The organism is Desulfovibrio inopinatus DSM 10711 (assembly GCF_000429305.1).
Lineage (GTDB): Bacteria > Desulfobacterota > Desulfovibrionia > Desulfovibrionales > Desulfovibrionaceae > Alteridesulfovibrio > Alteridesulfovibrio inopinatus.
Genome location: NZ_AUBP01000001.1, coordinates 42,251 through 65,778 on the forward strand (window position 1 = coordinate 42,251; position 23,528 = coordinate 65,778).

General features: G+C 48.0%; 19 protein-coding genes. 12 read left to right on the plus strand and 7 right to left on the minus strand.

What is annotated here, in order from left to right; all coding sequences use genetic code 11:
- The first annotated feature begins 149 nt into the window (after nucleotides 1–149).
- Nucleotides 150–1,493: a sigma-54-dependent transcriptional regulator gene (locus tag G451_RS0100145; protein ID WP_027182683.1), complete on the plus strand. Its 1,344-nt coding sequence runs from the start codon at nucleotides 150–152 to the stop codon at nucleotides 1,491–1,493.
- A gap of 366 nt (nucleotides 1,494–1,859) precedes the next feature.
- Nucleotides 1,860–2,666, plus strand: a complete 807-nt coding sequence (locus G451_RS26575; protein WP_051260954.1) for a cytidylate kinase-like family protein — start codon at nucleotides 1,860–1,862, stop codon at nucleotides 2,664–2,666.
- Nucleotides 2,667–3,320: 654 nt separating this feature from the next.
- Here the strand turns inward: G451_RS26575 and G451_RS33985 are convergent.
- The 3 genes from G451_RS33985 to G451_RS0100170 form a co-directional block, all read right to left on the minus strand.
- Nucleotides 3,321–3,476, minus strand: coding sequence for a hypothetical protein (locus G451_RS33985; protein ID WP_156921453.1), 156 nt, complete (start codon nucleotides 3,474–3,476; stop codon nucleotides 3,321–3,323).
- A gap of 8 nt (nucleotides 3,477–3,484) precedes the next feature.
- Entirely contained in the window at nucleotides 3,485–3,847 is a 363-nt protein-coding gene (locus G451_RS0100165) for a hypothetical protein (protein WP_027182684.1), read from the minus strand.
- Nucleotides 3,848–3,950: 103 nt separating this feature from the next.
- Complete coding sequence (locus G451_RS0100170; protein ID WP_027182685.1) at nucleotides 3,951–4,235, minus strand: CBU_0592 family membrane protein; 285 nt, start codon at nucleotides 4,233–4,235, stop codon at nucleotides 3,951–3,953.
- A gap of 152 nt (nucleotides 4,236–4,387) precedes the next feature.
- Here G451_RS0100170 and hisS point away from each other — a divergent pair, with 152 nt between their 5' ends.
- The 4 genes from hisS to G451_RS0100190 all read left to right on the plus strand — a co-directional run bounded on the left by hisS (nucleotide 4,388) and on the right by G451_RS0100190 (nucleotide 8,726).
- Nucleotides 4,388–5,638 carry a histidine--tRNA ligase gene (gene hisS, locus G451_RS0100175; protein ID WP_027182686.1) on the plus strand — a complete coding sequence of 417 codons (1,251 nt, stop codon included), beginning with the start codon at nucleotides 4,388–4,390 and terminating at the stop codon, nucleotides 5,636–5,638.
- Between the two features lie 112 nt (nucleotides 5,639–5,750).
- On the plus strand, nucleotides 5,751–6,992 hold the full coding sequence (locus G451_RS0100180; protein ID WP_027182687.1) for a serine hydrolase domain-containing protein: 1,242 nt from the start codon (nucleotides 5,751–5,753) through the stop codon (nucleotides 6,990–6,992).
- Between the two features lie 119 nt (nucleotides 6,993–7,111).
- Nucleotides 7,112–7,699, plus strand: coding sequence for a DJ-1/PfpI family protein (locus G451_RS0100185; RefSeq protein ID WP_027182688.1), 588 nt, complete (start codon nucleotides 7,112–7,114; stop codon nucleotides 7,697–7,699).
- Between the two features lie 199 nt (nucleotides 7,700–7,898).
- Nucleotides 7,899–8,726 carry a nitroreductase family protein gene (locus G451_RS0100190; protein ID WP_027182689.1) on the plus strand — a complete coding sequence of 276 codons (828 nt, stop codon included), beginning with the start codon at nucleotides 7,899–7,901 and terminating at the stop codon, nucleotides 8,724–8,726.
- 150 nt (nucleotides 8,727–8,876) lie between these two features.
- On the opposite strand, the gene G451_RS0100195 is transcribed toward G451_RS0100190, so the two are convergent.
- Nucleotides 8,877–9,407: a GNAT family N-acetyltransferase gene (locus tag G451_RS0100195; RefSeq protein WP_051260955.1), complete on the minus strand. Its 531-nt coding sequence runs from the start codon at nucleotides 9,405–9,407 to the stop codon at nucleotides 8,877–8,879.
- 220 nt (nucleotides 9,408–9,627) lie between these two features.
- On the opposite strand from G451_RS0100195, the gene G451_RS0100200 reads away from it, so the two are divergent.
- The 6 genes from G451_RS0100200 to G451_RS0100230 all read left to right on the plus strand — a co-directional run bounded on the left by G451_RS0100200 (nucleotide 9,628) and on the right by G451_RS0100230 (nucleotide 18,291).
- Complete coding sequence (locus G451_RS0100200; RefSeq protein WP_027182691.1) at nucleotides 9,628–10,479, plus strand: nitroreductase family protein; 852 nt, start codon at nucleotides 9,628–9,630, stop codon at nucleotides 10,477–10,479.
- A gap of 411 nt (nucleotides 10,480–10,890) precedes the next feature.
- Entirely contained in the window at nucleotides 10,891–11,487 is a 597-nt protein-coding gene (locus tag G451_RS0100205) for a hypothetical protein (RefSeq protein ID WP_027182692.1), read from the plus strand.
- 634 nt (nucleotides 11,488–12,121) lie between these two features.
- Nucleotides 12,122–13,234: a ribosome small subunit-dependent GTPase A gene (gene rsgA, locus G451_RS0100210; RefSeq protein WP_027182693.1), complete on the plus strand. Its 1,113-nt coding sequence runs from the start codon at nucleotides 12,122–12,124 to the stop codon at nucleotides 13,232–13,234.
- Between the two features lie 569 nt (nucleotides 13,235–13,803).
- The gene (locus G451_RS31995) at nucleotides 13,804–16,473 is read left to right on the plus strand and encodes a PAS domain S-box protein (RefSeq protein WP_051260956.1); all 2,670 of its coding nucleotides are present in this window, start codon (nucleotides 13,804–13,806) and stop codon (nucleotides 16,471–16,473) included.
- 200 nt (nucleotides 16,474–16,673) lie between these two features.
- Entirely contained in the window at nucleotides 16,674–17,777 is a 1,104-nt protein-coding gene (gene arsB / locus G451_RS0100225) for an ACR3 family arsenite efflux transporter (RefSeq protein ID WP_027182694.1), read from the plus strand.
- Nucleotides 17,778–17,862: 85 nt separating this feature from the next.
- Complete coding sequence (locus tag G451_RS0100230) at nucleotides 17,863–18,291, plus strand: arsenate reductase ArsC (protein ID WP_034640094.1); 429 nt, start codon at nucleotides 17,863–17,865, stop codon at nucleotides 18,289–18,291.
- Between the two features lie 112 nt (nucleotides 18,292–18,403).
- On the opposite strand, the gene G451_RS32000 is transcribed toward G451_RS0100230, so the two are convergent.
- Genes G451_RS32000 through G451_RS0100245 form a run of 3 tightly spaced genes read right to left on the minus strand, consistent with a single transcriptional unit; the run spans nucleotide 18,404 to nucleotide 23,387 of the window.
- Nucleotides 18,404–20,041: a hybrid sensor histidine kinase/response regulator gene (locus G451_RS32000; protein WP_051260957.1), complete on the minus strand. Its 1,638-nt coding sequence runs from the start codon at nucleotides 20,039–20,041 to the stop codon at nucleotides 18,404–18,406.
- Complete coding sequence (locus G451_RS0100240) at nucleotides 20,041–20,409, minus strand: response regulator (protein ID WP_027182696.1); 369 nt, start codon at nucleotides 20,407–20,409, stop codon at nucleotides 20,041–20,043. Before G451_RS0100240 ends, G451_RS32000 begins: the two co-directional genes overlap by 1 nt.
- The gene (locus G451_RS0100245; RefSeq protein ID WP_211236311.1) at nucleotides 20,406–23,387 is read right to left on the minus strand and encodes a transporter substrate-binding domain-containing protein; all 2,982 of its coding nucleotides are present in this window, start codon (nucleotides 23,385–23,387) and stop codon (nucleotides 20,406–20,408) included. Before G451_RS0100245 ends, G451_RS0100240 begins: the two co-directional genes overlap by 4 nt.
- Nucleotides 23,388–23,528: the final 141 nt, after the last annotated feature.

The following is a 23,528-nucleotide window of genomic DNA, read 5'->3' on the forward strand; positions in this document are numbered from 1 at the left end:
AGCATTCCATTTATACGGAGAAGAGTTTGAAGGCATGAAGGGAAAACCACGATGAGGAAACGCTGTTAGCACAATGCTTCCTGGTTTGTCTTGTGCCGGGGTGGATGAGAAACCTTTTGTTTCACCACGAAGTCACGTAAGACGGGGCCATGCGCGGACGAATACTCATTTACGACGACGATCCCGTTTGTCTTGAACGATTGATCGATGTCCTTGGTCAGTTTGGGCATGAGGTCCACAAGGAATTTGAACAAACTGCCTTGCTCGATCGACTCAACAAAGAGGAATTTGATCTCGTCATTATCAATACGCGCGAACCGGAAGTTGACGAAGTCGCCACTATGGAGCGAGTGAAAGATGTTCGTCCCGATGTGGAAGTCATCATCGTCACCGGAGACCCTTCGGTGCGTGAAGCCGTCGATGCCATGCAAAAGGGAGCGTTTTCGTACCTCTCCAAGCCATTCAAGGCAGAGGAAATGGGGGCGCTTGCTCAAAAAGCGATGGAAAAGCGTATGCTGACCATTGAACTCCGCGAATTACGTGAGATTCTCGGGCGACGCGAAGGACCGAAACTCGTTGGGCGCAGTCCGGCCATTGTACGATTACGGAAAAATATGGAGAAGGTCGCCCGGCTCGACTGTACCGTGCTTATTCTTGGTGAGACCGGGACAGGCAAGGAACTTGTTGCACGCATGATTCATCAAATGAGTCCACGTGCCGATAGAAAATTCGTTGCAGTCAACTGCGGAGCATTATCGGAAGAATTGCTTTCCAATGAGCTTTTCGGTCATGAAAAAGAAGCATTCACCGGAGCGCTGCACACCAAGAAAGGGTTGTTCGAAGCTGCGCACGGTGGCACGCTCATGCTGGACGAGATTGGTGAAACACCATCGGCCATGCAAGTCCAGTTGTTACGCGTGCTTCAGGAACGACGCATTACACGCGTGGGGGGAACGGAGGAAATTCTTGTCGATGTCCGGGTGATTGCGGCCACAAACCGTGAACTCATTGAGGAAGTTCGCTCGGGGCATTTTCGTGAGGATTTATATTATCGCCTGAATGTTTTTGTCTTACGCATCCCGCCGCTTCGTGAGCGTCTTGATGATATTCCATTGTTTGTTCGCTTTTTTCTCGACAAGTATGGAGCCGAGTTCAATAAACCCGTGGAACGGGTATCGGATGAGGTCATGAACTTACTCCTCTCGCATTCTTTCCCCGGAAATGTTCGTGAACTGGAAAATATTCTGGAACGAGCCGTTATTCTCAGTGATGGCCCGGTGATCGTGCGTGACAACCTGCCTGCTGCATTACGCAATAAATCGACCGTTCTTCCATTACCCGGGGCCGACAACCTGCCAAGTCTGGCCGCCATGGAAGAGAGTTATATTCATCAAGTCCTTGATGCCGTAGACGGAAACAAGACCGAAGCGGCACGTATCCTCGGTATCAACCGTGCATCGCTGTGGCGCAAATTGAAGCGCCAGGGGCATTGAACGGTTTCTCTCGTTGTCTTTTTTCCAGATAGAGTGCCATTGAGGGGGTATTCTTCGTGTAGTGATCCGCTTCATGGTGCGTTGTAACGTATTTTAGGTCGCATGATTGCTGTGCAGCAATGAGGGAAACCGTGTGTGTTGCGTAAAGCGACGGCGTTGCTTTACGCAACATTTAGTTTGATTTTTGTTTTCTTTTGATATGTTAGCATGGTTTTTACTTTTGTATGATGCAAAAAGCAACGCTCATGTTGCACAATGATCTTTCAAAAAATCTTCAAATTCGTGTGAATTGGGGCCAAATCTGTTTTGGCATCGCCTTTGCTAGAAGGGATACGAACAGCAAACCCCCAAAGGAAGGTTTTTCATATGTCGATTATCAGTATTTCTCGTGATTCGAAGACCCATGGTGAAATCGTTGCCAAGCGCGTGGCCGAACAGCTCGGTTTTGAAAGTGTTGGGCGTGACATCATTTTTGAAGCGGCTCAGCAGTCCGACATACCGGAAGCGCGTATTGAAAAGGCGTTGTCCGAGTCGCCGAAAGGTCTTCGTCGTTTGTTCGGGAATTGGCGTCGCCACTTGGCCTTCTTTCGCGCTGCGTTTTTTGAGCATATGGAAAAAGGATGCATCGTCTATCACGGTTTGGCCGGGCAAGTCTTCCTGCAAGACGTTCCGGGAGCGCTGAAAATTCGCATCGTTGCCGACATCGATGACCGTGTCCGTGAAGAAGCCGCTGCCCATGGTCTGAGTACCGAAACCGCGAAGCGTCGCATTGAGCTTGTTGACCGCGCACGTCGTGAATGGACGCGTAACATTTACGGGGTAGATAACTCCGATCCGCATTTGTACGATCTGATTATCAATGTCAGTTCGGTGGGTATTGATAAGGCCGTGGAAACCATTGTCGATATGGCGGGCCGGAAGGCTTTTGAAGAGACCGGTGAAACTATGGCTGCGCTGAAGGACAAAGCGCTTTCGGCAAGAACCGAAGCGGAGTTGCTGCAATCGTTTGACGAAGTCAAAGCGACCTGCCATGACGGAAAGTGTGTGGTGAGCATCACTGCACCGCTGCTCCAGGAAGAAGTTGTTGCTGCCAAGGCAAGAAAGATTGCGATGCGCGTCAAGGGGGTTCGCGAAGTCAGCGCTGGGGTCGATACTGCTCGTTTTGCCGCATAACCGATTGCGCTACACAACGTCTCGATAAGTTTTGAAACAGATATTCAGGCCACAGAACGGAAGACATCCGTTCTGTGGCTTTTTTATTCGGGGAGGGGCGGTGGACTTTCTTGGAATACGCGAACAATTCGTTCTCCATTGGTGCGAAGCGCATTGCGTGTGTTCACTTGGACGAGCGACTGAATGCCATGAACCCACAATCAAATAGTCTTTCTATTTAGCGCTATGCCGAAAGCGCACGCCGCACGCAGAACATAAAAAAGCCGCACCTCGAAAGAGATGCGGCTAAAATTTATATATCGCCGAAATGTTGCTGCCTTGTGGCATGCGGGCCTGACCCTGCTGGGTCAAACACTAAATTGCATCGCTAAAGCGCCAGAGAAGAAGAGAAATCCAAACCGGTAGTGCAAAAAATGTCAACCCGATAATAATATCGAAGACCATAATACTATCCTCCCTCGGTAAGGCCGTGCTTAGCCTCAATGAGGGAGCAACGGCATCATGTGAATTGAAAACTTCGACTGTCAGGGTCCATTATTATCCTCACTGGTGTGTGGACACAGGGGCAGAAGTGGGACCACTTCCCAAGGCCAAAGGCCGCTTCTGCGTGAATCGGACATAGCCGGTTCGTGTTGAGCTCGACACTCAACAAAACTATTTAACCACAAATATGGAAAACGTCAAGCATAATATACCCACCCCCATCTCAAATGGAGTGGAGAGCGTGGTGGGGCCGGAAAGTCGGTCGAACAACACGCGGCAAAAAAAAGACATGGTTTTGGGGTTCATGTCAAGGGAAATGTTGTCCATGTGCCATCTCAAGCGCGTGTCATGTTTCTATTCCCGCTTTGTGACGTCATCTCTCCATGAATTGAATCGGTTGCAGCAGCCTTCACCAATAAACAATTCTGTACGCTCGGAAGTATTTTGCGGAGCCACGGCTTGCTTGCACCAGTAGCGATGAGTTGTATCGCACCAGAAAATATCGGGGCAGCGTCGTTGATAACCATAGAGACGATGGGAAAGGTCGCATTGATCATGGAGGCAGCACCAGCCGCATCCAACGCAACCGGGAACTGTGTCCGCGTCGTGCATGGAGGGAAACCTTGCTGAGAGTATTGATGAAGAAAAGACGACAATGACCATCGGTCACAATGGACCTGGCCTTTTTCTTCCGTCATCAACTTGGGTTCAACAAAGGCGCCCAATGCGTGGTGTAAAAAGCAAGAAGAGTGGAGAGAAGATAAAAGTTGGAGGAAACCCTGTCATGGCGTGAAACGGTGGTCAAGCCGAATCGGTCGGAGCTTGAGCAGTGGCGGGTGTTTTTAAACGTAAACTTTTTTGTAAACCATAGATGCTGATGAGAAGCCAAAATCCTTCAATGACACATGCGGCCAAGTTGAAGTGATGGACAAGTGAGAGGAGAATCGCGGCCGCTCCAACAAGATTGAGTGCTGAATATGGCCAGGTTTTGCTCGACATGCGTCCAGTTTGCAGCAGCAGGTAGGTCGCCACGATGGTGATGGAGCCTGCAACTCCAACCACGTCATACCATGAGATTGTATTCATAGCCGGAATACTATGGGAGATAGATGACACCGTCAATTGAAGGCTGCGTGCCTCGTGGCAACGAAATGCGTATAACTCTCGGTTTTGACATTTACTCTCGTGTTATCTATCGTTCTCCGCCTTTTTCATCTTCCGATACTTTTCCGACGAGGATTGACATGATAAAAAAAATCAAGGGTTTTGCTGATCTTTTACCGCCTGTTTCCAACGCGTATGCGTTTATGGAACAAACCGCAACGCGGGTATTTTCTCTGTATGGATATGACGAGTTGCGTTTGCCGGTGTTGGAACGCACCGAGCTTTTTGCTCGCGGCATTGGTGAAGAAACTGATGTCGTGCAAAAAGAAATGTACACGTTTCCCGACCGGAAAGGTCGGAGCCTGACTCTACGGCCGGAAGCTACGGCCGGCGCGGTGCGAGCCTATATTGAAAATAAACTCTATGCGGATGCCGGAAGTGTAACGAAACTGTATGCCTATGGCCCGATGTTTCGCTATGAACGCCCCCAAAAAGGCCGCATGCGGCAGTTTCATCAAATCGACGTCGAAGCGTTCGGTTCTTCTGCGGCTATTCTCGATGCTGAAGTTATTCTTATGCTCGGCCATTTTCTGACAGAAATCGGTCTGAATAAACTTTCGTTTGAAATCAATTCCTTGGGATGTCGCGAGTGCCGGCCGGTGTATCTCAAGACGTTGGCGGACTTCCTTGCGACACTGCCCGAAGACGAATTGTGTGAGGATTGCCGTCGTCGTAAGTCGTCGAATCCTTTACGTGTCCTCGACTGCAAGGTCCCCCGCTGTAAGGAATTGACTGAGAATGCTCCACAGTTATCGGAACATTGCTGTCCGGATTGTAAAGATCATTTTGCCGCTGTGCTTGATCCCGTCAATGCTGCTGGATTGACGTATACCATCAATCCGCGTCTCGTTCGGGGATTGGATTATTATACGCGCACGACATTTGAAGTGGTGTCCGGAGATATCGGTTCCCAGTCGTCGGTGGCGGGTGGTGGCCGGTATGATGGGCTCATTTCGGCGTTGGATGGACCGGATTTGCCCGGTGTGGGTTTTGCTTGCGGCATGGAACGGTTGGCATTGTTGCTGGCGGAGCGGATACCGCCCAAGCCGGATTTCTTCTTTGTGGTACTGGATGGCACCGGCTTGTCCACAAGTTTGGAATTAGCGCAAAGTTTGCGACGTGCCGGTCTTTCCGGAGTGACAGCCCTGGAGGCCAAAAGCGCGAAAAGTCAGTTCCGTCAGGCGGACAAAGCCAATGCCCGTTTCTGTCTCATTTTGGGCCAATCTGAATGCGAATCTCGCACAGTGACGGTGAAGAATATGGAAAACGGCCAGCAAGAAACCATTCCCATGGCTGACCTTGCTGACTATATGAACGCTCGGTAGTGCTTCGTTTCTGTGCGTTGTCTTTCTCCTTTTGGTCATTCGTAGGAGAGTGTCTGCCATAGAACATCAAAAGGGGAGAACACCTTGTGAACAAGCCAAAGAGGACAATTGCATGCTGCGTTTGCTGATAGCATGGGTTTGTTTGAGTCTCGCACTTCCCATTGGGGTAGGCGTTGCCGGTATCGATAAACGCCCATGGCGGGAAGCCCCGGCGGTGTGGCAGAAGGTCGTTCAAGCCGAGGTTGATGCGCACGCGGCTCCCGGCATGATGGTCGCCGCCTGGATTCCGGGAAAACGTCTTGTGTTGGCGGCGGCCGGGTCGGCCGATGCGATGCAAGACGTTGCCCTCACACCGCAAACGCGCATGTCTCTTGATGGATTACGTCCATTTCTGGTGACGGTATGGACATGGTGTTCTCTCCAAGCTGGAACGATTACGCTTGATGACATGATTCCTGGTGTTGACAAAACCGTGCGCGACGTCCTTCGGTCCGGTCAGGATGATGCCATGGACCATCTTGTTCTCTGGTTGGAGAAACAAACTGGAATGACATTGCAGCAGGCATTACAGGACACGATCTTTGATGTCCTGGACGAGGACGACCTGGGATTCCCATTGCCTGAGCGTACCAACGTGCAGTCTGCAAAAAACTATATTGCTCCACATCAAGATGCCGAATCATGGCAAGAGGTGAAGGAACATCCTACAGGGATGGCGGATTTGTATGACATTATGTTGCTTGTCAAATCCGTTTTTGATGAAGATGTTCCGCTTTCTGAGGGGACGCGACGTCAATGGCTTGTGTTCGACGATCCTGCCAAGCCTGGTCAATCACTCGGCGCGTTGTCTCGACTCGATCAACCGATAGGAACCTTTTGGCTTTCTGGTGGAGAAGCGCAGGCTTCAACTCTTGGAGTCGTGTATTCACCATTGGCGGATATGTATCTGTTTGGATTTGCCAACGCTCCGACACCGCGTTTGAGCATCGTTATGGGGCATATAGCACTTCTTGCGGCGCAAGCTGTCGATGCTCCACGCCCTGTGTCAGAAAATGATGCCGATTCCAAAACTATTGTCTTGCCTGTATCAAAATGTCTTGATTTGACGTGGCAAAACGGTTTTTTCCATCCGGAGCGGTATGACGTTTATTTGAGCCGCGATGAGCACGCCGTTCGTGAAGGCTTGGAGACAGTACGAATCGCCTCGACCGTGCAACGTACCGAGAAAACACCGCCCCTTCTGCCGGGAACACGTTATTACTGGCGGGTTGATAGTATCCAGGGGGATCAGACGATTCCCGGTCCTCTTTGGTCATTTACCACAGGGTATATTGACGTACGCAAAGAAAACTAAGTCTGCCCTCTTTTCAAGGATGGGGGAATCATGGCATTGTCCGGCAGTTTGTTATGTGTGAGACCAGACGCAGGGTCACTTTTCAATCCCCCCCCAACGAAAAGAGAAGGAGTGTCATTGTGGCTGCAAAGAAAATTCTTATGCTGATTGGCGATTTCGTGGAAGACTATGAGGTCATGGTGCCATTTCAGATGTTGACCATGGTCGGTCACACGGTCCACGCTGTTTGCCCGGACAAAAAGAATGGCGATACGATCAAAACGGCCATCCACGATTTTGAAGGCGACCAGACCTACACGGAAAAACCGGGTCACAACTTCATGATCAATTTTGATTTTGATGCGGTGAAGCCGGAAGACTATGACGCGCTTGTCATCCCCGGTGGCCGTGCTCCCGAGTACATTCGCCTCAATTCTCGTGTCATTGAAATAGTCAAAGATTTCGACGACAAGAAAAAGCCTATTGCCGCGGTGTGCCATGGTCCTCAAGTGCTTGTTGCTGCCGGTGTGCTGTCGGGAAAAAAATCTATGGCGTACCCTGCTGTAAAACCCGACATTGAAGTTGGGGGCGGGGAATTTTGCATGTGCAACGATACCTTCTCAGACGCCCTGACCGATGGTCATCTCGTCACGGCGGCGGCTTGGCCGTCTCATCCCGAATGGATGCGTCAGTTTCTTATTTTGCTTGGATCGAAAATCGAAGCCTAGACAGTAAGACAATATATTCTGCGAAAAGCGCGTCTTCTCAATGAGAGGACGCGTTTTTTCGTGAGGAGAGATGGTTTCCTCTTTGGTACTGAGCCACCTTCTCGTGCGTTCTTTCTTTTTTGTCCGTATTGAGTAGGTTGTCCATCAACTGCAGAAAATATCGTCTGGTGGTTGGTTGTACTATAATGGAGGAAACGCCATGCTGGATTTTGCTATTGATAGAGAGAAATGTACGAAATGCGGAGAATGCGCCAGAGATTGCATTTTCGGTGTGATTGTCATGACGGAGGACGGCCCACAACTTCCGGCTGAGAACGAAGCTCGTTGCATTGCTTGTCAGCACTGTCTCAGTGTGTGCAAACCGGGAGCTTTGTCTATTTTGGGGAAGAATCCGGATGAAAGTCTACCGATTAAAAAAGCGTTCCCCAGCCCTGAAGAAATGACGGCGTTAATCGAAGGGCGCAGGAGTGTTCGGCATTATAAAAAGGAACCGGTCAGCGAGGACGAAATTGCAACGCTGCTGAATGCAGCTTTTTTTGCTCCAACGGCGGTGAATATACGGACGGGCGGTTTCACTGTGGTGGATGATCCTGCGGTCATGGAATCGATTCGTGTGGTATCGCGAACACGTGTCGCCGAGATATTGAAGACTTCCGGGTTGCCGGCGGGCTTGGAGCGGTATGAAAACTATTTGAAAAGTTGGACGGCGGAAAATGACATCGTGTTTCGAGGAGCACCCCAGATGATCATTGCAACAAGCCATAAAGATCACCATGCCGGCCTGGTCGATACGGTCATCAGCTTGTCGTACGTGGAACTCATGGCGCAGAGTATGGGGCTCGGAACCTTATGGTGCGGATTGGCAAAGCTCGTGCTCACCATGTTGGCGCCGGAGTTGATTGAACGTCTGGGTATTCCGGAAGATCAGGAAATCGGGTACATTATGATGATCGGCAAACCGGCCGTTAAATACCACCGCGCCGTACAGCGGAACCCCATGGCTGTACATCGCGTCACCACATTTTGACCGGCTCAGACTTTAAAGATGTTTCTCTGACTCTTCTCTTGCAATACTTTTCTTTGTACAGCGTGCATGTCTTTCCCCGAGGTATGCACGTTGTTTTTTTGAAGGTGCTTTGTCCGTCTCCTTGGAGATATACGACCAGGTGCAGTACGCTTAGGTGAATGATGAAGAGCAAGAATCGGCGGTGCTGACGTCGTATTTGTAGAATTTGGTGTCGACTTTCATGATGGGAAAAGTACTTGGCAACGCACATTGTGCAATTTCGGTAAATCCATTTTTTTCATAAAATCGATGAGCTGCCAAAAACAATGGTGTTGTGCCTAAATAGATATTTTTTAAGCGTTGTGATTCAGCCCAGTGAAGAAGCGTATCAAGTAACCGTCTTGCTGTGCTTGCCGTTTGTCCTCGAAAGGTTGCATCGACGAACATTTTTCTCAAGGCTGCTTGCCCTTCCCCTAAATCGAGCAGTCCAATACACCCGACCACACGGTTGTGCTGGAGTGCGACCCAGAAATTTCCATGGTTGCTTTGATAGAAAGAGGGAATATACAATAGATCGGGTTGATCGGATGCCGTTATGGGAAGGCCAAATTCTTTTTGTTGTATGCCGGTGATAAGATGAATAATGGCGTGTTTGTACTCTTCCCGATAGACGTCGATGCAGATGTGATCTTCTTTCTTCATGTTTTTACACGCTTCTTTAAGTTTACAGACTGCATGTATTATGGCGGACACGCTTTGTAAAGTTGTAAAGAATGAGAAAGATGCTGTGTCAGCCTCGATTTCGTCATAGTTTCTTCATTCATACTGACTCACTTATTTGTACCGTCTTTCTTTATCGGCTGTATGCGATAGTATGAAAGTTTCAATTCAGAAACCGATGGTATCATAAAGGAGTCAGGATATGCTTGATTTTATGGTGGATCGAGATGCATGTGTGCAATGCGGGGAATGTGTGAGAGTGTGTGTTCGTGGGATTCTCGTCATGGCGAATGATGGGCCGCAGGTTGTTCCGGGGAAGGAAGAGCACTGTATCGGCTGCCAGCAGTGTCTTGCCGTGTGTCAACCGGGGGCAGTGTCGGTGATGGGGCGGGATCCGGCACAAAGCCACCCGATTCGCAAGGCGTTCCCCACACCTGAGGCAGAGTTGACGCTGATTCAAGGGCGACGCAGTGTACGGTACTACAAGAAAGACCCTGTCAGTCCCGAAGACATCACGACGCTTCTCGATGCTATGTTTCACGCACCGACGGCCGCGAACCGTCGGAGTGGTGGATTTACGGTGGTAGATGATCCCGCGGTCATGGAATCGGTTCGTGTTGCCTCAAGAACGCGTGTTGCCAATCTTATCAAGATCACAGGGTTGCCTGAAGATTTTGCCGGTTACGAGGCGCCGTTTGTGGGATGGTCCGAAGAGCACGATACGGTTTTTCGCGGCGCTCCACATATGGTTATCGCAACATATCATAAAGACAATCATTACGGTCCTGTTGATGGCGGGATTTCAGGCTTGATCGATACGATGATCAGCTTGTCTTATTTCGAGCTGTTGGCCCAGACCATGGGAATAGGAACGGTCTGGTGCGGATTGGCCAAGCTGGTGTTTAACGTACTCGCACCGGAGATGCCGAAGCTCATGGGCATCCCGGATGATCAACGTATCGGCTATGTCATGCTCTTTGGGAAACCGGATATATCGTATCATCGTACCGTTCAACGACTTCCCATGCCTGTGAATACCGTTGCTATGCTGTAATCGTTTTGGTCTTGGGGGGAGCAGGCTCTGCGCTCTTTACTCGTCACGACCGTGTGTACTTCCAGATGTACACACGGTCGTTGTTATTAAAAAGACGAGGAAAACTTTTGTCTGTCTCTGTAGCGGTTTCAGCAGGAAATTTTCATGAGGCATTGAACCGGTTCGATGAGAAAGTTGAGGAAAATTCAGGGGAGAACTTTCCCGAAAGCATATGATTGGCAGTGATTTGGGCAAGGATTGAGTTTATTCCTTGACTCAAACACAAAGCTTTTAGCGAAAGGGCAATTGCAAATCGGAAAGAGTCACTCGTCAAATTTGAAAAGCTTAACATCGAGGTTTAAAAGGAAATATTGTCTTTTCTATTATGATATTGTAAGATTATTAAATTTATTTAAATAAAAGGAAGAGAAAATGACAGCTAAGCTTAGTGTGATTGGATTGCTTGTAATAATAATGTTTGCTCAAGGTTGTACAACGTTTAAGGCTACTCAACCGGCTATTACAAAAACTGAAAATTCTAGAGTAATTAATAAAGATTTTGAATCTACATGGAATGCTACAATGGCATTTGTTGCTGATACATTTTACATCATTGATAATATTGTAAAGGACTCGAAGATTATAACTTTATCTTTTTCATCAAGTAATCCAAGTTCGTTTGTTGATTGCGGGAATCTTGTAAGTAGTAAATCATCAAAAAGTGTTCCTATTGCAAGCAAAAGTTATAGGGCTGGTATCTGTGATTATTCATCAAGATTGTCTGGTAAGATCAATATAATAATGACAAGTCTGTCAGATGATAAAACAAAGGTTAAAGTAAATACTCGATATGTCGTCGACTGGAAACAGCAATGTCCTGGATCGTATAATATACCAATTGTACAAACTAGAAATTTTGCATTTAGTACTAATGGATCTTCATCAAATGGCAATATAACATGCACATCAAATTCAAGAATTGAAGATGGGATTTTAGACGGAATAGAATCTATGGCGTCAAAACAATAAAATAAACTTACAGAATGTGTGGCCAAGAGTATTTTATAATAAAGGTTGGGGAGAGGCTAATCCCCTGTCCCCACCTTTTACCTTAACAATACACCGCAAACGATTTAAAGTTCTCGTGAACAATCTATCTTCAAGCTCAAGCTATCAATATTCTGTTGTGAAAATGCAAATTTTGCTACTCAATGCCTTTTATGAGGCATGAATAACGAACGAACGCGAAGCATCTTTTCTTCCGTGGCGGCCATTTTTCAGCCAATCTGTCCAGCCTCACCAACATGTCACGCCTCACGGTTGACACTCGCTGAAGCATCGGGCAATGAAGCGCCATTCGTCTATTTCAAGGAGATTGTATGTTCTCGCGGTATATTGATCTTGTGTCCGAAGTTGCCGAAATACGGGGCAATCAGCAGGCTTAAACCGCATCTCTCCGCAACCCTATAGGGTTGCGTTCAGGTTCTTCAGGCCTGTCTGATTCGTGTTTCGTTCGAAACATGGTCTTTTGTTACGCCCTTCGTTTCTGCAACGCATTCACCATTGTACGAGCCCCGGAGTCATTGACCGCACGTCATTGGCTTCCATCGACGTTCAATTATGGCCGATCATGTTGTCGGCCTCAATAAAATGGTGATGACACATGACCAATCATATCGAATTTCCGACGAACACATCCGATTATTTGCCACATCTCCAATCACTGGGGTGGAGTGACTATTTTGACCGCCAGTTGGCAGCGATAAACGCGAAACAGAGTCGCGTTGTTCGTGTTGTCAGTGTGCGACGAAATCTGTTTCTGGTGACAGATGGGCATAATGAATGGTTGTGTTCCCCTGCGGGCAAGCTGTTGCATGCTCCTGACCGAGATTATCCCGTTACTGGAGACTGGGTGCTGGTCGACGATACCCAAGTGACGAGCGTTATTCCCCGCAAGACGCTTTTGTCCCGTGGCGAGGCTGGGTCACGCTTTAACCGCACAACATCCGCTCGCCGTGAACAGGCGATTGCCGCGAACATCGACACAGTGTTCATTGTTTGCGGGCTGGATCGTGATTTCAATGTCAGGCGTTTAGAACGGTATATGACACTGGTTCACAATTGCGGAGTTTCCCCTGTCGTGGTGTTGACAAAATCAGACTTGCACGAAGATCCGGATAGTTTTTGGTTGGATGTGGAGAACATCGCATTCGGTGTCCCCGTCGTCTTGACATCTATGCTGGACGGTCGGGGCAAAAACGAGCTGGAAAGGTATCTCAGACAGGGGCAGACTGTGGCCATGATCGGTTCATCCGGCGCAGGGAAATCTACACTGGCCAACATGCTGTATGGGAAAGACATCCAATCAACGAGTGAAGTGAGCGACAGTGTTGGTAAAGGCCGTCACACCACGACCGTACGAGAACTCATCCGCATGCCGCAAGGGGGGATGCTTATGGACAACCCCGGCATTCGAGAAATTGCGTTCTATGAAAGCGGTCACGGGGTAGAAAGCGCGTTTGCCGATATTCAAGACCTTGCCAGCATGTGTCGTTTTGCAGATTGTTCTCATCAGCAGGAACTGGGGTGCGCCGTTTTACACGCCGTCGAAACAGGGGAACTCTCATCCTCGCGTCTTGAGAGCTACCATAAGATGAAACGTGAAATGCAGTACCTTGTTGAGCGGAGCACCAAAAGTGCAGACCGCATCGAAAAAGAACGCTGGAAAGGGATTACTCGGCAAATAAGAACCATCAACAAACGACGTAAACGATAAAATCCGTAAATATCCTCTTTGTTGCACTGCTTCGATCCCGAATGAGGCTCAATGGGAATAGTCGAGCGATGTGATGAAAGGGAGCTTCTGGCGTCTCAAGCAATCAAGGGGTTATCCGCAAAACCTGGATAACCCCTTGACGTTATAATGGATCCAGAAATTTCATGATTTCTTGTGTGCTATACTACTTTGCCAGGAACAAATTTTTGCTGTCGTTTGTTTCTTCTCGAACGAGGATCACTGTTTTGTTGTGTACTTATAGAAAATTGATGGGTGAAATCGTTATTGAAGACAAGCGATTCATCAAACCCGTTGAACGAACAAGCATGTTCACAATTCATCAGGAAAGAACGCTTTGGTAATATTTTTTTGCCTGAGTCTCGACTCTTGTCGATACTCATATGATTGATGCTCTCTCTTCATACCGAACTGTACAATCGATCAATTTTAGAAAAGTATTGTCTCAATCTGGATAAAAAAGAATTATGGATGTAGACTAGACTGGAGTGGAGAGTATTGTAGAATGCGCTCATTCATTACGCACGTAAACAGTTGATGGAAAAGCAAGTATGAGAGTTCTGCTTCCTCGCATCGGTTTATCCCTTGTCTTGTTGGCATACTTGGTCTTGCCGAGTGCTGGTCAAGATTACCGTCATGTACTTATCTTGCATTCCTATCATCCAGGTATGATTTGGGTTGAAAATATGGATAGGGCCATTCGTGACGAGCTCCAGCTTCCCCCGCATGAAAATATAATTATACATACCGAATACATGGACACCAAACACCACCAAAGTCCGGAGTTCTATAATCGGCTGATACGAATTTACAAAGAGAAGTATCAGAATATGCACTTGGATCTGATTATGGCCACGGATAACAATGCTTTTGAATTTCTTCTGAAGTATAAACAGGATATCTTTAACGATACTCCTGTGGTTTTTGGTGGCGTAAATAATTTTTTCGACAAGTCCATTGAGGGACGAGAGGACTTTACCGGAATAGCCGAGACCATTTCCTTACGTGAGACGGTCGAAGTCATCCTCAAACACTTTCCAGATACTAAGGAAATCTATGTTATCAACGATTACCTCAATACCGGGCGGGCTTGGTATGCGAATATCTTACGAGATCAAAAACCATTCGAAGACAGAATCCGCTTTATCCACAATCCCAATATATCCTTGCCTGAATTGAAGGCCACGATCCAATCATTAAAAGCTGGGACAGTCGTGCTGTTGGGAGCGTATTACGCTGATCGAGATGGCAACTACTTGACTTATGAAAAAACAGGAGCCTTGCTCACAGAGGATTCGCTTGTACCGGTTTATTGTTTGGCGCGCATACATTTGAAAGCCAATGTTATTGGCGGCAAACTTGTCACAGGCTACGAGCATGGTCGCAGAATTGCTGATATCGGACGGCATATCTTAGGAGGGGGAATGCCCAAAGACATCCCCGTGGTTAAAATAGGAGCCAACCTTTTTATTTTCAATTGGCTTGGCATGGAAAGATACGGCATCAGCCGAAAAGATCTCCCTACAGATAGTGTCATCATCAACGAGCCGTATTCTTTCTATAGAGAAAATCGCACACTGTTTTGGATCGGAGTCGGCATCATTGCCGTACTTTTCTTACTCGTACTGATGCTTTCCTGGACCATTGTGAAATTGCGAAGTTCTCGCAAAAAATTGATGCATTCCGAACGTAAGTACCGATCTATTTTTGACAATGCCATTGAAGGTATTTTCCAAGTTACTCTTGAAGGGAAGACATTGGCTGCAAACTTGGCGTGCGCGACCATGTACGGATACGATTCTCCTGAGGAGTTCATCACGTCAGTTACAGATTCCAGAAAGGATATTTATGTCAATCCATCGGATCGCGAAGCGATCATTCGCAGGGTTCGCCAGGAGCGGAGGGTTGCTGGCATTGAAGTGCAAGTGAAACACAGAGATGGGCATACGATGTGGGTCAGTTTTAATATTCGCGAAGCCCTTGATCCAAACGGTGAAGTCATCTTGGAAGGATCGCTTATAGACATCACCGAACGTAAGAAAGCTGAAAGTGAATTGACCCGTATGCGAAAGTATCTTGCCGATATTTTGGACGCCATGCCGTCCGTCTTAGTGGGTGTTGATCAAAATGGGCGTGTGACCATGCTAAATCACACGGCCGAACAATGTGCGGGAACGACTTCACGTCGTGCGCTTGGGAAAAATTTGATCGAAATATTTCCTTGGCTTGAGTCACTTGTTGAAATGATACAAGAGAGCATAAGCCAACAGACTTCACGCTATGCGTCCAAGGTGCTGCGGCATCACCAAGGAGAGGCCCGGTATGAGAATATAACAATCTTTCCTTTAAACTCCGACATCTCCAAAGAAGCGGTCGTTCGCGTCGACAATGTATCGCGAAACGTGCAAATGGAAAAAATGATGGTCCAATCGGAGAAAATGATGTCCATAGGCGGCTTAGCTGCTGGCATGGCGCATGAGATTAATAACCCATTGGCGGGGGTTATAGGCTATGCCCACAACATGAAAAAACGTCTTTCCGGTGATTTGCGTAAAAATCGAGTTGTGGCTGAAGAGTGTGGTGTGACTCTCGAAGCTATCAATGAATACCTGGAAAAACGTGATATTACGAGTATGCTTAAAGGGATTTCTGAATCTGGCGAAAGAGCTGCTCATATCGTCAGCAACATGCTTGATTTCAGCCGTAAGAGCGAACCTTCAGGAGCGACTCGGAACAGCATAACTGATTTGCTAGACCAAGCCGTTGAGTTGGCTTCCAACGTCTATGATATGCAGCGACAGTTTGATTTTCGCAGTGTTAAGGTTATACGCGAATATGCTGACGATCTCCCTGAGGTGGTGTGCGATGGCAATGAAATGCAGCAGGTCTTTCTCAATTTGCTCAAAAACGGCGCTGAAGCTATGGCCGAAAAGAATTACAACGGCCAAAGCCCGACATTTATTCTCAGGGCATATCGGAAGAATAACACTATTGTCAGTGAAATTGAGGATAATGGCCCAGGGATGCCGGAACATATCCGAAATCGTATCCTTGAGCCCTTCTTCACGACCAAAGCCGTGGGCAAGGGGACGGGACTTGGTCTTTCCGTTTCGTATTTCATCGTCACCGATTTGCATAAAGGGAGCATGAACGTAGAATCCAAAGAAGGTGAATGGACGCGCTTTACGATTGAGCTTCCTCTTGTTCAGGAGGTTTTGTGAAGGGGGAAGCTTGCATTGCAGGTCGTTCATCTTTTGGGATATAATAAATGATGTCTCTTTGATCATCTGGAAACTTTGGATCGGGCTCAGAACCTGGAGAAAGTTCTTGAGGGGGGATGGAGAACGAGTAGCGCTATTGTCACCTTTTCGAAATTACAAAGACTGAAATATGTGGTGCATTGCCTTTATAAGGAGCGAATATGTCAGACTCTGTAATGAAAAAGCTTTCCTTTCTGGATCGTTATCTGACGTTGTGGATATTTTTGGCGATGTTCGTCGGGGTCGGTGGCGGCTATCTGTATCCTGATATCAAGAACGTCATAAATACGTTTCAGGTGGGCACAACCAATATCCCCATCGCCATTGGCCTTATTCTTATGATGTACCCTCCTCTTGCCAAGGTGAAGTATGAACAGCTCGGACAGGTGTTTCGAAACGTCAAGATTCTCGCACTGTCACTTGTGCAGAACTGGATCATCGGCCCCATTCTCATGTTCGGTCTTGCGATTACCTTCCTCTCCGGTCACCATGATTACATGGTGGGACTGATTCTCATCGGACTTGCCCGGTGCATCGCCATGGTCATTGTCTGGAACGATCTCGCCAAAGGAGACACCGAATATTGCGCGGGGCTGGTCGCTTTCAACTCTATCTTTCAGGTGATTTTTTTCTCCATTTACGCGTATCTTTTTATTACGGTTTTGCCCGGCTGGTTCGGTCTGCAAGGCGTTGTCGTGGATATATCCATAGGCCAGATCGCCGAAAGCGTGTTCATCTACCTGGGGATTCCGTTCCTTGGCGGCATGCTCACACGCTTTATCGGACTCAAACTCAAAGGTCGGGAATGGTATGAGAACACGTTCATTCCTCGTATCAGCCCGCTGACGCTGGTTTTCTTGCTGTTCACGATTCTGGTGATGTTTTCCCTCAAAGGCGAAAAGGTTATCCAGCTCCCTGGAGACGTCATTCGCATCGCGATCCCTCTGACCATCTACTTTCTGGTTATGTTCCTCGTGTCCTTTTACCTTTCCTACAAAGCCGACGCCACCTATGAGCAGGCCACCACACTCAGCTTCACCGCCGCATCCAATAACTTTGAACTCGCCATTGCTGTCGCCATCGCCGTGTTCGGCATCAATTCCGGCGAAGCGTTCGCAGCGGTTATTGGTCCGCTCGTCGAGGTTCCTGTGCTTATTGCTCTGGTCAACGTGGCGATGTATTTCAAGCGGAAGTATTTCCCCCATGCCGTTGAGACCATAACCGGTGTTTACCACGTCAAAGAGGACTCTTCGATTTTTCCCTAAGGGACATGGTGAGGAGGAAGGGGCCGTCTCGACGGCAAAAACGGGACAGTCATTTGAGAGAACTATACAATATCAAAAAGGGCAAATGACTTTGAATATTCTTTTTCTTTGCACAGGAAACTCGTGCCGGAGTCAAATGGCGGAAGGATGGGCGAAACATCTTAAGGCGGATACCTTCAATGCCTACTCTGCGGGAGTGGAAACGCACGGGCTCAATCCCATGGCAGTACACGTCATGGCCGAAGCCGGTGTCGATATCAGTGAGCAACAATCCAAAACCACCGATTTGCTCCCGGAAGGAGTGGTGTTCGATTACGTCGTGACCGTCTGCAACAGTGCACACGAGCAATGCCCATTTTTTCCGGCCAAGACCAAAGTGATCCATGTCGGTTTTGACGATCCTCCGACCCTTGCAAAGAATGCCGCAAGCGAGGAAGAAGCATTGGCGCACTACAGACGCGTGCGGGATGAGATACGATCCTTTGTTGCTGGGCTGCCAGAGAATGTGATGTGATACGGCATGTATCATTCACAAACACGACAGATACGTATGATCCTGCTATGACGTGGTTAAAGGCTGCGATCGTAAGCGTTATGAAAAGGAGTCAAAAGGCATCAGATGTTGATCAGAGAGACGTGAGGGGAGGAGCTTTTTTGAAAGGAATGCATACGTGAAACGTCGAACCGACTCCTTCTTCGCTTACAACCGACATGTTTCCACCCATGAGCTCTACTAAGCTCTTGGAGATGGCTAATCCCAGACCAGCCCCTTGAAATCTTCGTCTAAAGCTTCTTTCTGCCTGGGTGAACGGGGTGAATAGGCGTCCGATCAATTCGTCGGGCATACCTATGCCTGTATCGGAAACAGAGAACAAGACTCGATACTCATCCTTTGTTGAAGGGGGGAGAGGGTGGGCGTCAATCGTTATATGTCCACTCTCGGTGAATTTGATAGCGTTGCCCACTAAATTATTGAGCACCTGTTTCAGGTGGGGCATATCGCCGATCAGTCTGGAGGAAATGTTCGGATTGATGTTCATCTTCAATTCCAGTTTCTTTTCCATAAAAGCCGACGAAAAGAGTTGAACAACATTATCGATAGCGTCCTTAAAATCAAAGGGCTCCATAATGATGTCCATCTTGCCGGCCTCCATTGCGGATAAATCCAGGATATCCGACAAAAGACGAGTGAGTCGTAGACTTGAAAGCAAGGCCATTCTGTTGAATTTTTTCTGATCTGTATTGAGCTCTGTCGCTTCCATAAGCCGGAGCATACCGACTACACCATTGAGTGGTGTCCGTATCTCGTGGCTCATGTTGGCCAGAAATTCAGATTTAGCAATGTTGGCAGCTTCAGCGCTTTCTTTCGCTAAAATGAGTTTTTCTTGCGTATGCTTTCGTTCCGTAATGTCAATGACAAAGTCCTCATAACATACAGCACTCCCTGCTTGGTCCGATATAATGCGCGAACTCACTTCCACCCATACTTCGCTACCATCCACATGTTTGAAGACGGTTTCTTCGTTGTGGAGCTCTCCTTGCTTGTGCAATAAGTCCAACAAACGCTCCCTTTCCTTTTGGCCGTGATATACGATATGCACATAGGAGTTACTGTGTTTAAGCATATCTTCGGGAGAAGCGTAGCCGAGCATGAGCGACATTCTTTCATTCACGGTTTGAAGCTTGCCATCCGTAGTGACGCGCATAATGCCGATGGGAGCAAATTCGACCAGCTTTCGGTATGTTTCTTCACTTAAGTGTGCACGCCGTCGCTCCTCATTCGCTTCCTTAACTTTCTTCTCCAATTTCTTTCCGAGAATTGAGGAGTAGTCAGCATTGAGTTCGTTGTTCGATTTAGCGACCACGGGTGGCACTTCGAGCCTGTGGGCTTTGTATTGCTCGAGAACAATGCGAATTTCTTCCAGAAAATCATTAACCTCCATTGGTTTAAGGAGAAATTTCGAGGCCCCGACATCAAACGCATGCTGTTCGGCCTTTGTGTCGGTATAGGTTGCCGTATAAAACACAAAGGGAATATGTTTCAGCCGTGGTTCGGACTTGCAGAAACGGCACAAGGCGTACCCATCCATTTCCGGCATCAGAATATCCGAAATAATCAAGTCCACATCATTCTCACGCAGGAATTCCACAGCCTTTTTGCCGTGTTCTGCACTGTGCACGTGATACCCTTGGCTGGTGAGCATGGTCTCTTGAAGCAGCCTGGAGTTTTCGTCGTCTTCGACAACCAGTATCAATGTGCCCATCAAAATTCCTTTAAAATTTTCTCGATTTGTTTCATGACGAGGACGGGGTCGATAGGCTTTTCGATGTAGCCATCGCAACCCGCGGCCAGGAGCCTTTCCCGATCACCTGCCATGGCATACGAAGTGACTGCGATGATCGGGATCGACGCTGTTTCGCTCTGCGCTCGGAGTTGTCGCAGCACTTCGGTGCCTGGAATATCAGGCAATTGGATATCCAGGAGGATGAAGTCCGGCAACTCTCGTAATGCAGCTTCCACGCCGTCCTGACCGTTTATCGCACTGAGGCTGGTGTAGCCGTTGGCTTTCAAAATGAACGAGATAAGTTCCAGGTTGTTCTCGTTGTCTTCTATGATCAATGCGCGTTTCATGCCTCTGTCTCCGGTCTTGTTTCCTGTCTTTCCTTGGCGTTGTCCAAATCCATGGGAATGCGCATGCCAAACGTGCTGCCCCGGTTCAACTCACTTTTGACAAAAACTTCACCACAAAGCAGTTCGGTCACCAATTTACGTGTTAAATAAAGCCCCAGACCTGTGCCGCCAGCTTTGACTTTCAGATGCGAGTCAAAACGCTCAAAGGCTTCAAAAAGCCGAGGGAAGTCTTTTTCGTCAATGCCGATGCCGGTATCGCTCACCGCAATCTCCACGGTCTGTTGCGTGGAGGTTACGTCAATCACCACCTCGCCGTGCTCCGAGTACTTGACGGCGTTGCTTAAGAAATTGATCAGGCACTGTAAGACACGTTTGCGATCCGTGTGCATGGCAAGATCTTCAGGCATGTTCAGTTGTAAATCCAGACCTTTTTTCTTGATCTGCGACTTCACGGTCGTGACGGCCTCATCAATTACTTCTCTAAGAGGGAAGGACTGCACATGAACGTCAATGCGTCCTGACTCAATTTTTGATATGTCGATCACGTCGGTGATCAATTCATGCAAGTGCCTGGATGCCTGATGCACTCTGGAAAGCTGGTCTTTCTGTGTCGGATTCAATTCCCCGGTCATGCCCTGGAGCATCACACCGGTAAATCCTATAATGGAATTGAGCGGAGTACGAAGTTCATGGGACATGGAGGCTATAAACATGGATTTGAGTCGATCAAGATCTTTGAGCTGGTCGTTAGCCTGTTGTAATTCGAATGTCTTCCGTTGTAAGGCATCTTCGTACTTTTTGCGCATGAGCGCGTTGGTGAAAACCTGACCAATGAGTTTTAAAAAGCTGATTTCCTCGGAATTCCACTCTCGTTCGTCCTCCTGAGAGGCCACTCCCAGGAGTCCTACAACCATGTATGCGTAATAAAGTGGCACCTCTACAAAGGAACCGACTCCACGTTCTAAGAGGAAATCCCTGCTGGCAACAAGAGCTTCGTCCATTTTCAATACGTTGGGGACATTGAAAACAGTTCCGTCTTTTATCTCGCGTATCCGCCATGGGGCATGTGTTGCAACGGGCTCCAGAAAATTGCATATATCGGTGCGCTCAGCGCCTTCCTTCCAATGATACACGCACGACAATTGGTTTTCTGAAACTTCCTTGTATAGGTAGGCTTCCTGGCTATGGAGAACACAAGCGATATTCTGCAAGGCTTGGTGTAGCTCCTCATTGATATCTCGTGACGGGAGATTGACGAACTTTGTCGATACTTCGGAAAGCACATTTTTCAACTCGTTGCTGTAGCGCAGTCTTGCCTCAGCCTCGCGCCTTTTTTCCAGGTCCTTTTTCAGCTTGAAATTCCAAAAGAGAATAACAGCTAATACGATCAACGCGATAATTGAAGCGTTGATGATGTATCGTCGCACCACCCCGCGCTCGATGCCGGTCTTGAATTCCACGCCCACCCAACGCTGCATGATGCGTTGTTCTTCCTCTGATGTAATGGAAAGCAAGCCTTTGTTAATGATGCGCACCAGTTCCGGCCAATCCGCTCGTACGGCAAAGTACAGATTTCTTTGGTCTTGTCCGGCAGGAGCGGCAATTTTGAGATTGGTGAGGTTCATCTTGCGTATCCAATATGCAGAAGCGGCAAGATTGCCAACCATGGCGTCGGTGTTGCCGTCGGACACGCTCAATAACGCCTGTTTGAGCGTCGCAAAGAAAATTGGTTTGATGTCGGTATGGCTTTCCAGGAATCCGGCATTGGATGAGTTGCCTTGCACAGCCACACGCAAGTCTGCAATGTCCTCAAGGCCTGTAATGAAGGGCGTATCGATTCGAGTGATGATCACACGATGAAACTGCGAATATGGGCGAGAAAAATGTAAAAAACTCTGGCGTTCTTCGGTCTTCCCCACGCACGGTAAGACATCAATTTTCCCCTGCTTAATCATTGTCATGGCTTCGGTCCATGTTAGATCAGGAACGCGTTCAAAATTTAATCCCAGGCGTTTCGACAACAACTTGACATAATCTGAAGCAATCCCATCGTATGAGCCATCTGGTCCCAGAAATTCATACGGCACGAATTCAGGGTCTACGGCATAGCGGATAACTGAATGCTTACGTATCCAGTCGCGTTCTTCATCAGTCAGAATTACCTTGTTGGTCTCTCCGTCTTCAGTCCCCTCAGGAGCAAATGCCAAAGCTCCCATGGTCAGATAGCGGTCTAGTGCTTGATAATATATAGAGTCCCTGTCTTTTTTCAGCGCACGCAAATCCTTGTCTATGATCGCCTTCAGCATGGGGGTATGCGGACCGTGTGGGGGAAAGGCAAATTGTAACTGTCTGGGATTAAAAATGATGGGGGTCTTTTGCACATTGTAGTCCTTCGCAAACACAGCGCCGAAAATTCGGTTCACAACGCCGGCGTCGGCCTGTTCCGTATCGAGCAGACTAAAGACCTCTTTATAGGAATCCACCTCCAGGTAACGGGACGGTTTGATGTTGAAACGTCCCAATATACTTTTGATTCCCTGGTTGCTTGAGGTATGGATGCTTCCTTTCATCACGGCCACACGCAACCCCTGAAGGTCGGGCAGTTCCTCCACGTTCAGCCCACTTCGTGTATAGACCACACCCCAGTTGATGAACGTACTTTCATCACTGAAAGTGAACTGCTTACTCCGCTCTTGGGAGTAGGCAACGTCGACCATGACATCGATCTCCCCAGATTCGAGCCTGTTAAGGCATTGCGTCCAGGTTCCGGGAATATACTGGAGTTTCCAGCCTTCCTTTGCGGATATGGCGGAAAGAATGTCCGGAAAAATGCCACGGTAATGACCTGACGCGTCCTCGAATACTTTGGGATAGTTATCGTAAACCCCAACCTTGATGACCAGGGGGGCGTTGGCTTCAGTTGTATCCTTGGCCGCACTTGATGTGGGTGTCCCCCCAAGCACACATAAAACCACCATGAAAGCATATGCCAAAGAGATCATGAAAGAGCATACTTGTGTCCGTGTCCGAAAGAGCTCAACAGAAATTTGGCTTAAAATCATGGCTTGCCTTTTTTAAATACGTCGCTGCTCTGAAAAATTTTTTCTTAACTCTGTTGT

Coding starts and splice junctions, on each gene's coding strand:
- G451_RS0100145 (WP_027182683.1), top strand. CDS start 150: ATGCGCGGACGAATACTCATTTACGACGACGATCCCGTTTGTCTTGAA.
- G451_RS26575 (WP_051260954.1), top strand. CDS start 1,860: ATGTCGATTATCAGTATTTCTCGTGATTCGAAGACCCATGGTGAAATC.
- G451_RS33985 (WP_156921453.1), bottom strand. CDS start 3,476: ATGGACAACATTTCCCTTGACATGAACCCCAAAACCATGTCTTTTTTT.
- G451_RS0100165 (WP_027182684.1), bottom strand. CDS start 3,847: ATGACGGAAGAAAAAGGCCAGGTCCATTGTGACCGATGGTCATTGTCG.
- G451_RS0100170 (WP_027182685.1), bottom strand. CDS start 4,235: ATGAATACAATCTCATGGTATGACGTGGTTGGAGTTGCAGGCTCCATC.
- G451_RS0100180 (WP_027182687.1), top strand. CDS start 5,751: ATGCTGCGTTTGCTGATAGCATGGGTTTGTTTGAGTCTCGCACTTCCC.
- G451_RS0100190 (WP_027182689.1), top strand. CDS start 7,899: ATGCTGGATTTTGCTATTGATAGAGAGAAATGTACGAAATGCGGAGAA.
- G451_RS0100195 (WP_051260955.1), bottom strand. CDS start 9,407: ATGAAGAAAGAAGATCACATCTGCATCGACGTCTATCGGGAAGAGTAC.
- G451_RS0100200 (WP_027182691.1), top strand. CDS start 9,628: ATGCTTGATTTTATGGTGGATCGAGATGCATGTGTGCAATGCGGGGAA.
- G451_RS0100205 (WP_027182692.1), top strand. CDS start 10,891: ATGACAGCTAAGCTTAGTGTGATTGGATTGCTTGTAATAATAATGTTT.
- rsgA (WP_027182693.1), top strand. CDS start 12,122: ATGACCAATCATATCGAATTTCCGACGAACACATCCGATTATTTGCCA.
- G451_RS31995 (WP_051260956.1), top strand. CDS start 13,804: ATGAGAGTTCTGCTTCCTCGCATCGGTTTATCCCTTGTCTTGTTGGCA.
- arsB (WP_027182694.1), top strand. CDS start 16,674: ATGTCAGACTCTGTAATGAAAAAGCTTTCCTTTCTGGATCGTTATCTG.
- G451_RS0100230 (WP_034640094.1), top strand. CDS start 17,863: ATGACTTTGAATATTCTTTTTCTTTGCACAGGAAACTCGTGCCGGAGT.
- G451_RS32000 (WP_051260957.1), bottom strand. CDS start 20,041: ATGGGCACATTGATACTGGTTGTCGAAGACGACGAAAACTCCAGGCTG.
- G451_RS0100240 (WP_027182696.1), bottom strand. CDS start 20,409: ATGAAACGCGCATTGATCATAGAAGACAACGAGAACAACCTGGAACTT.
- G451_RS0100245 (WP_211236311.1), bottom strand. CDS start 23,387: ATGGTGGTTTTATGTGTGCTTGGGGGGACACCCACATCAAGTGCGGCC.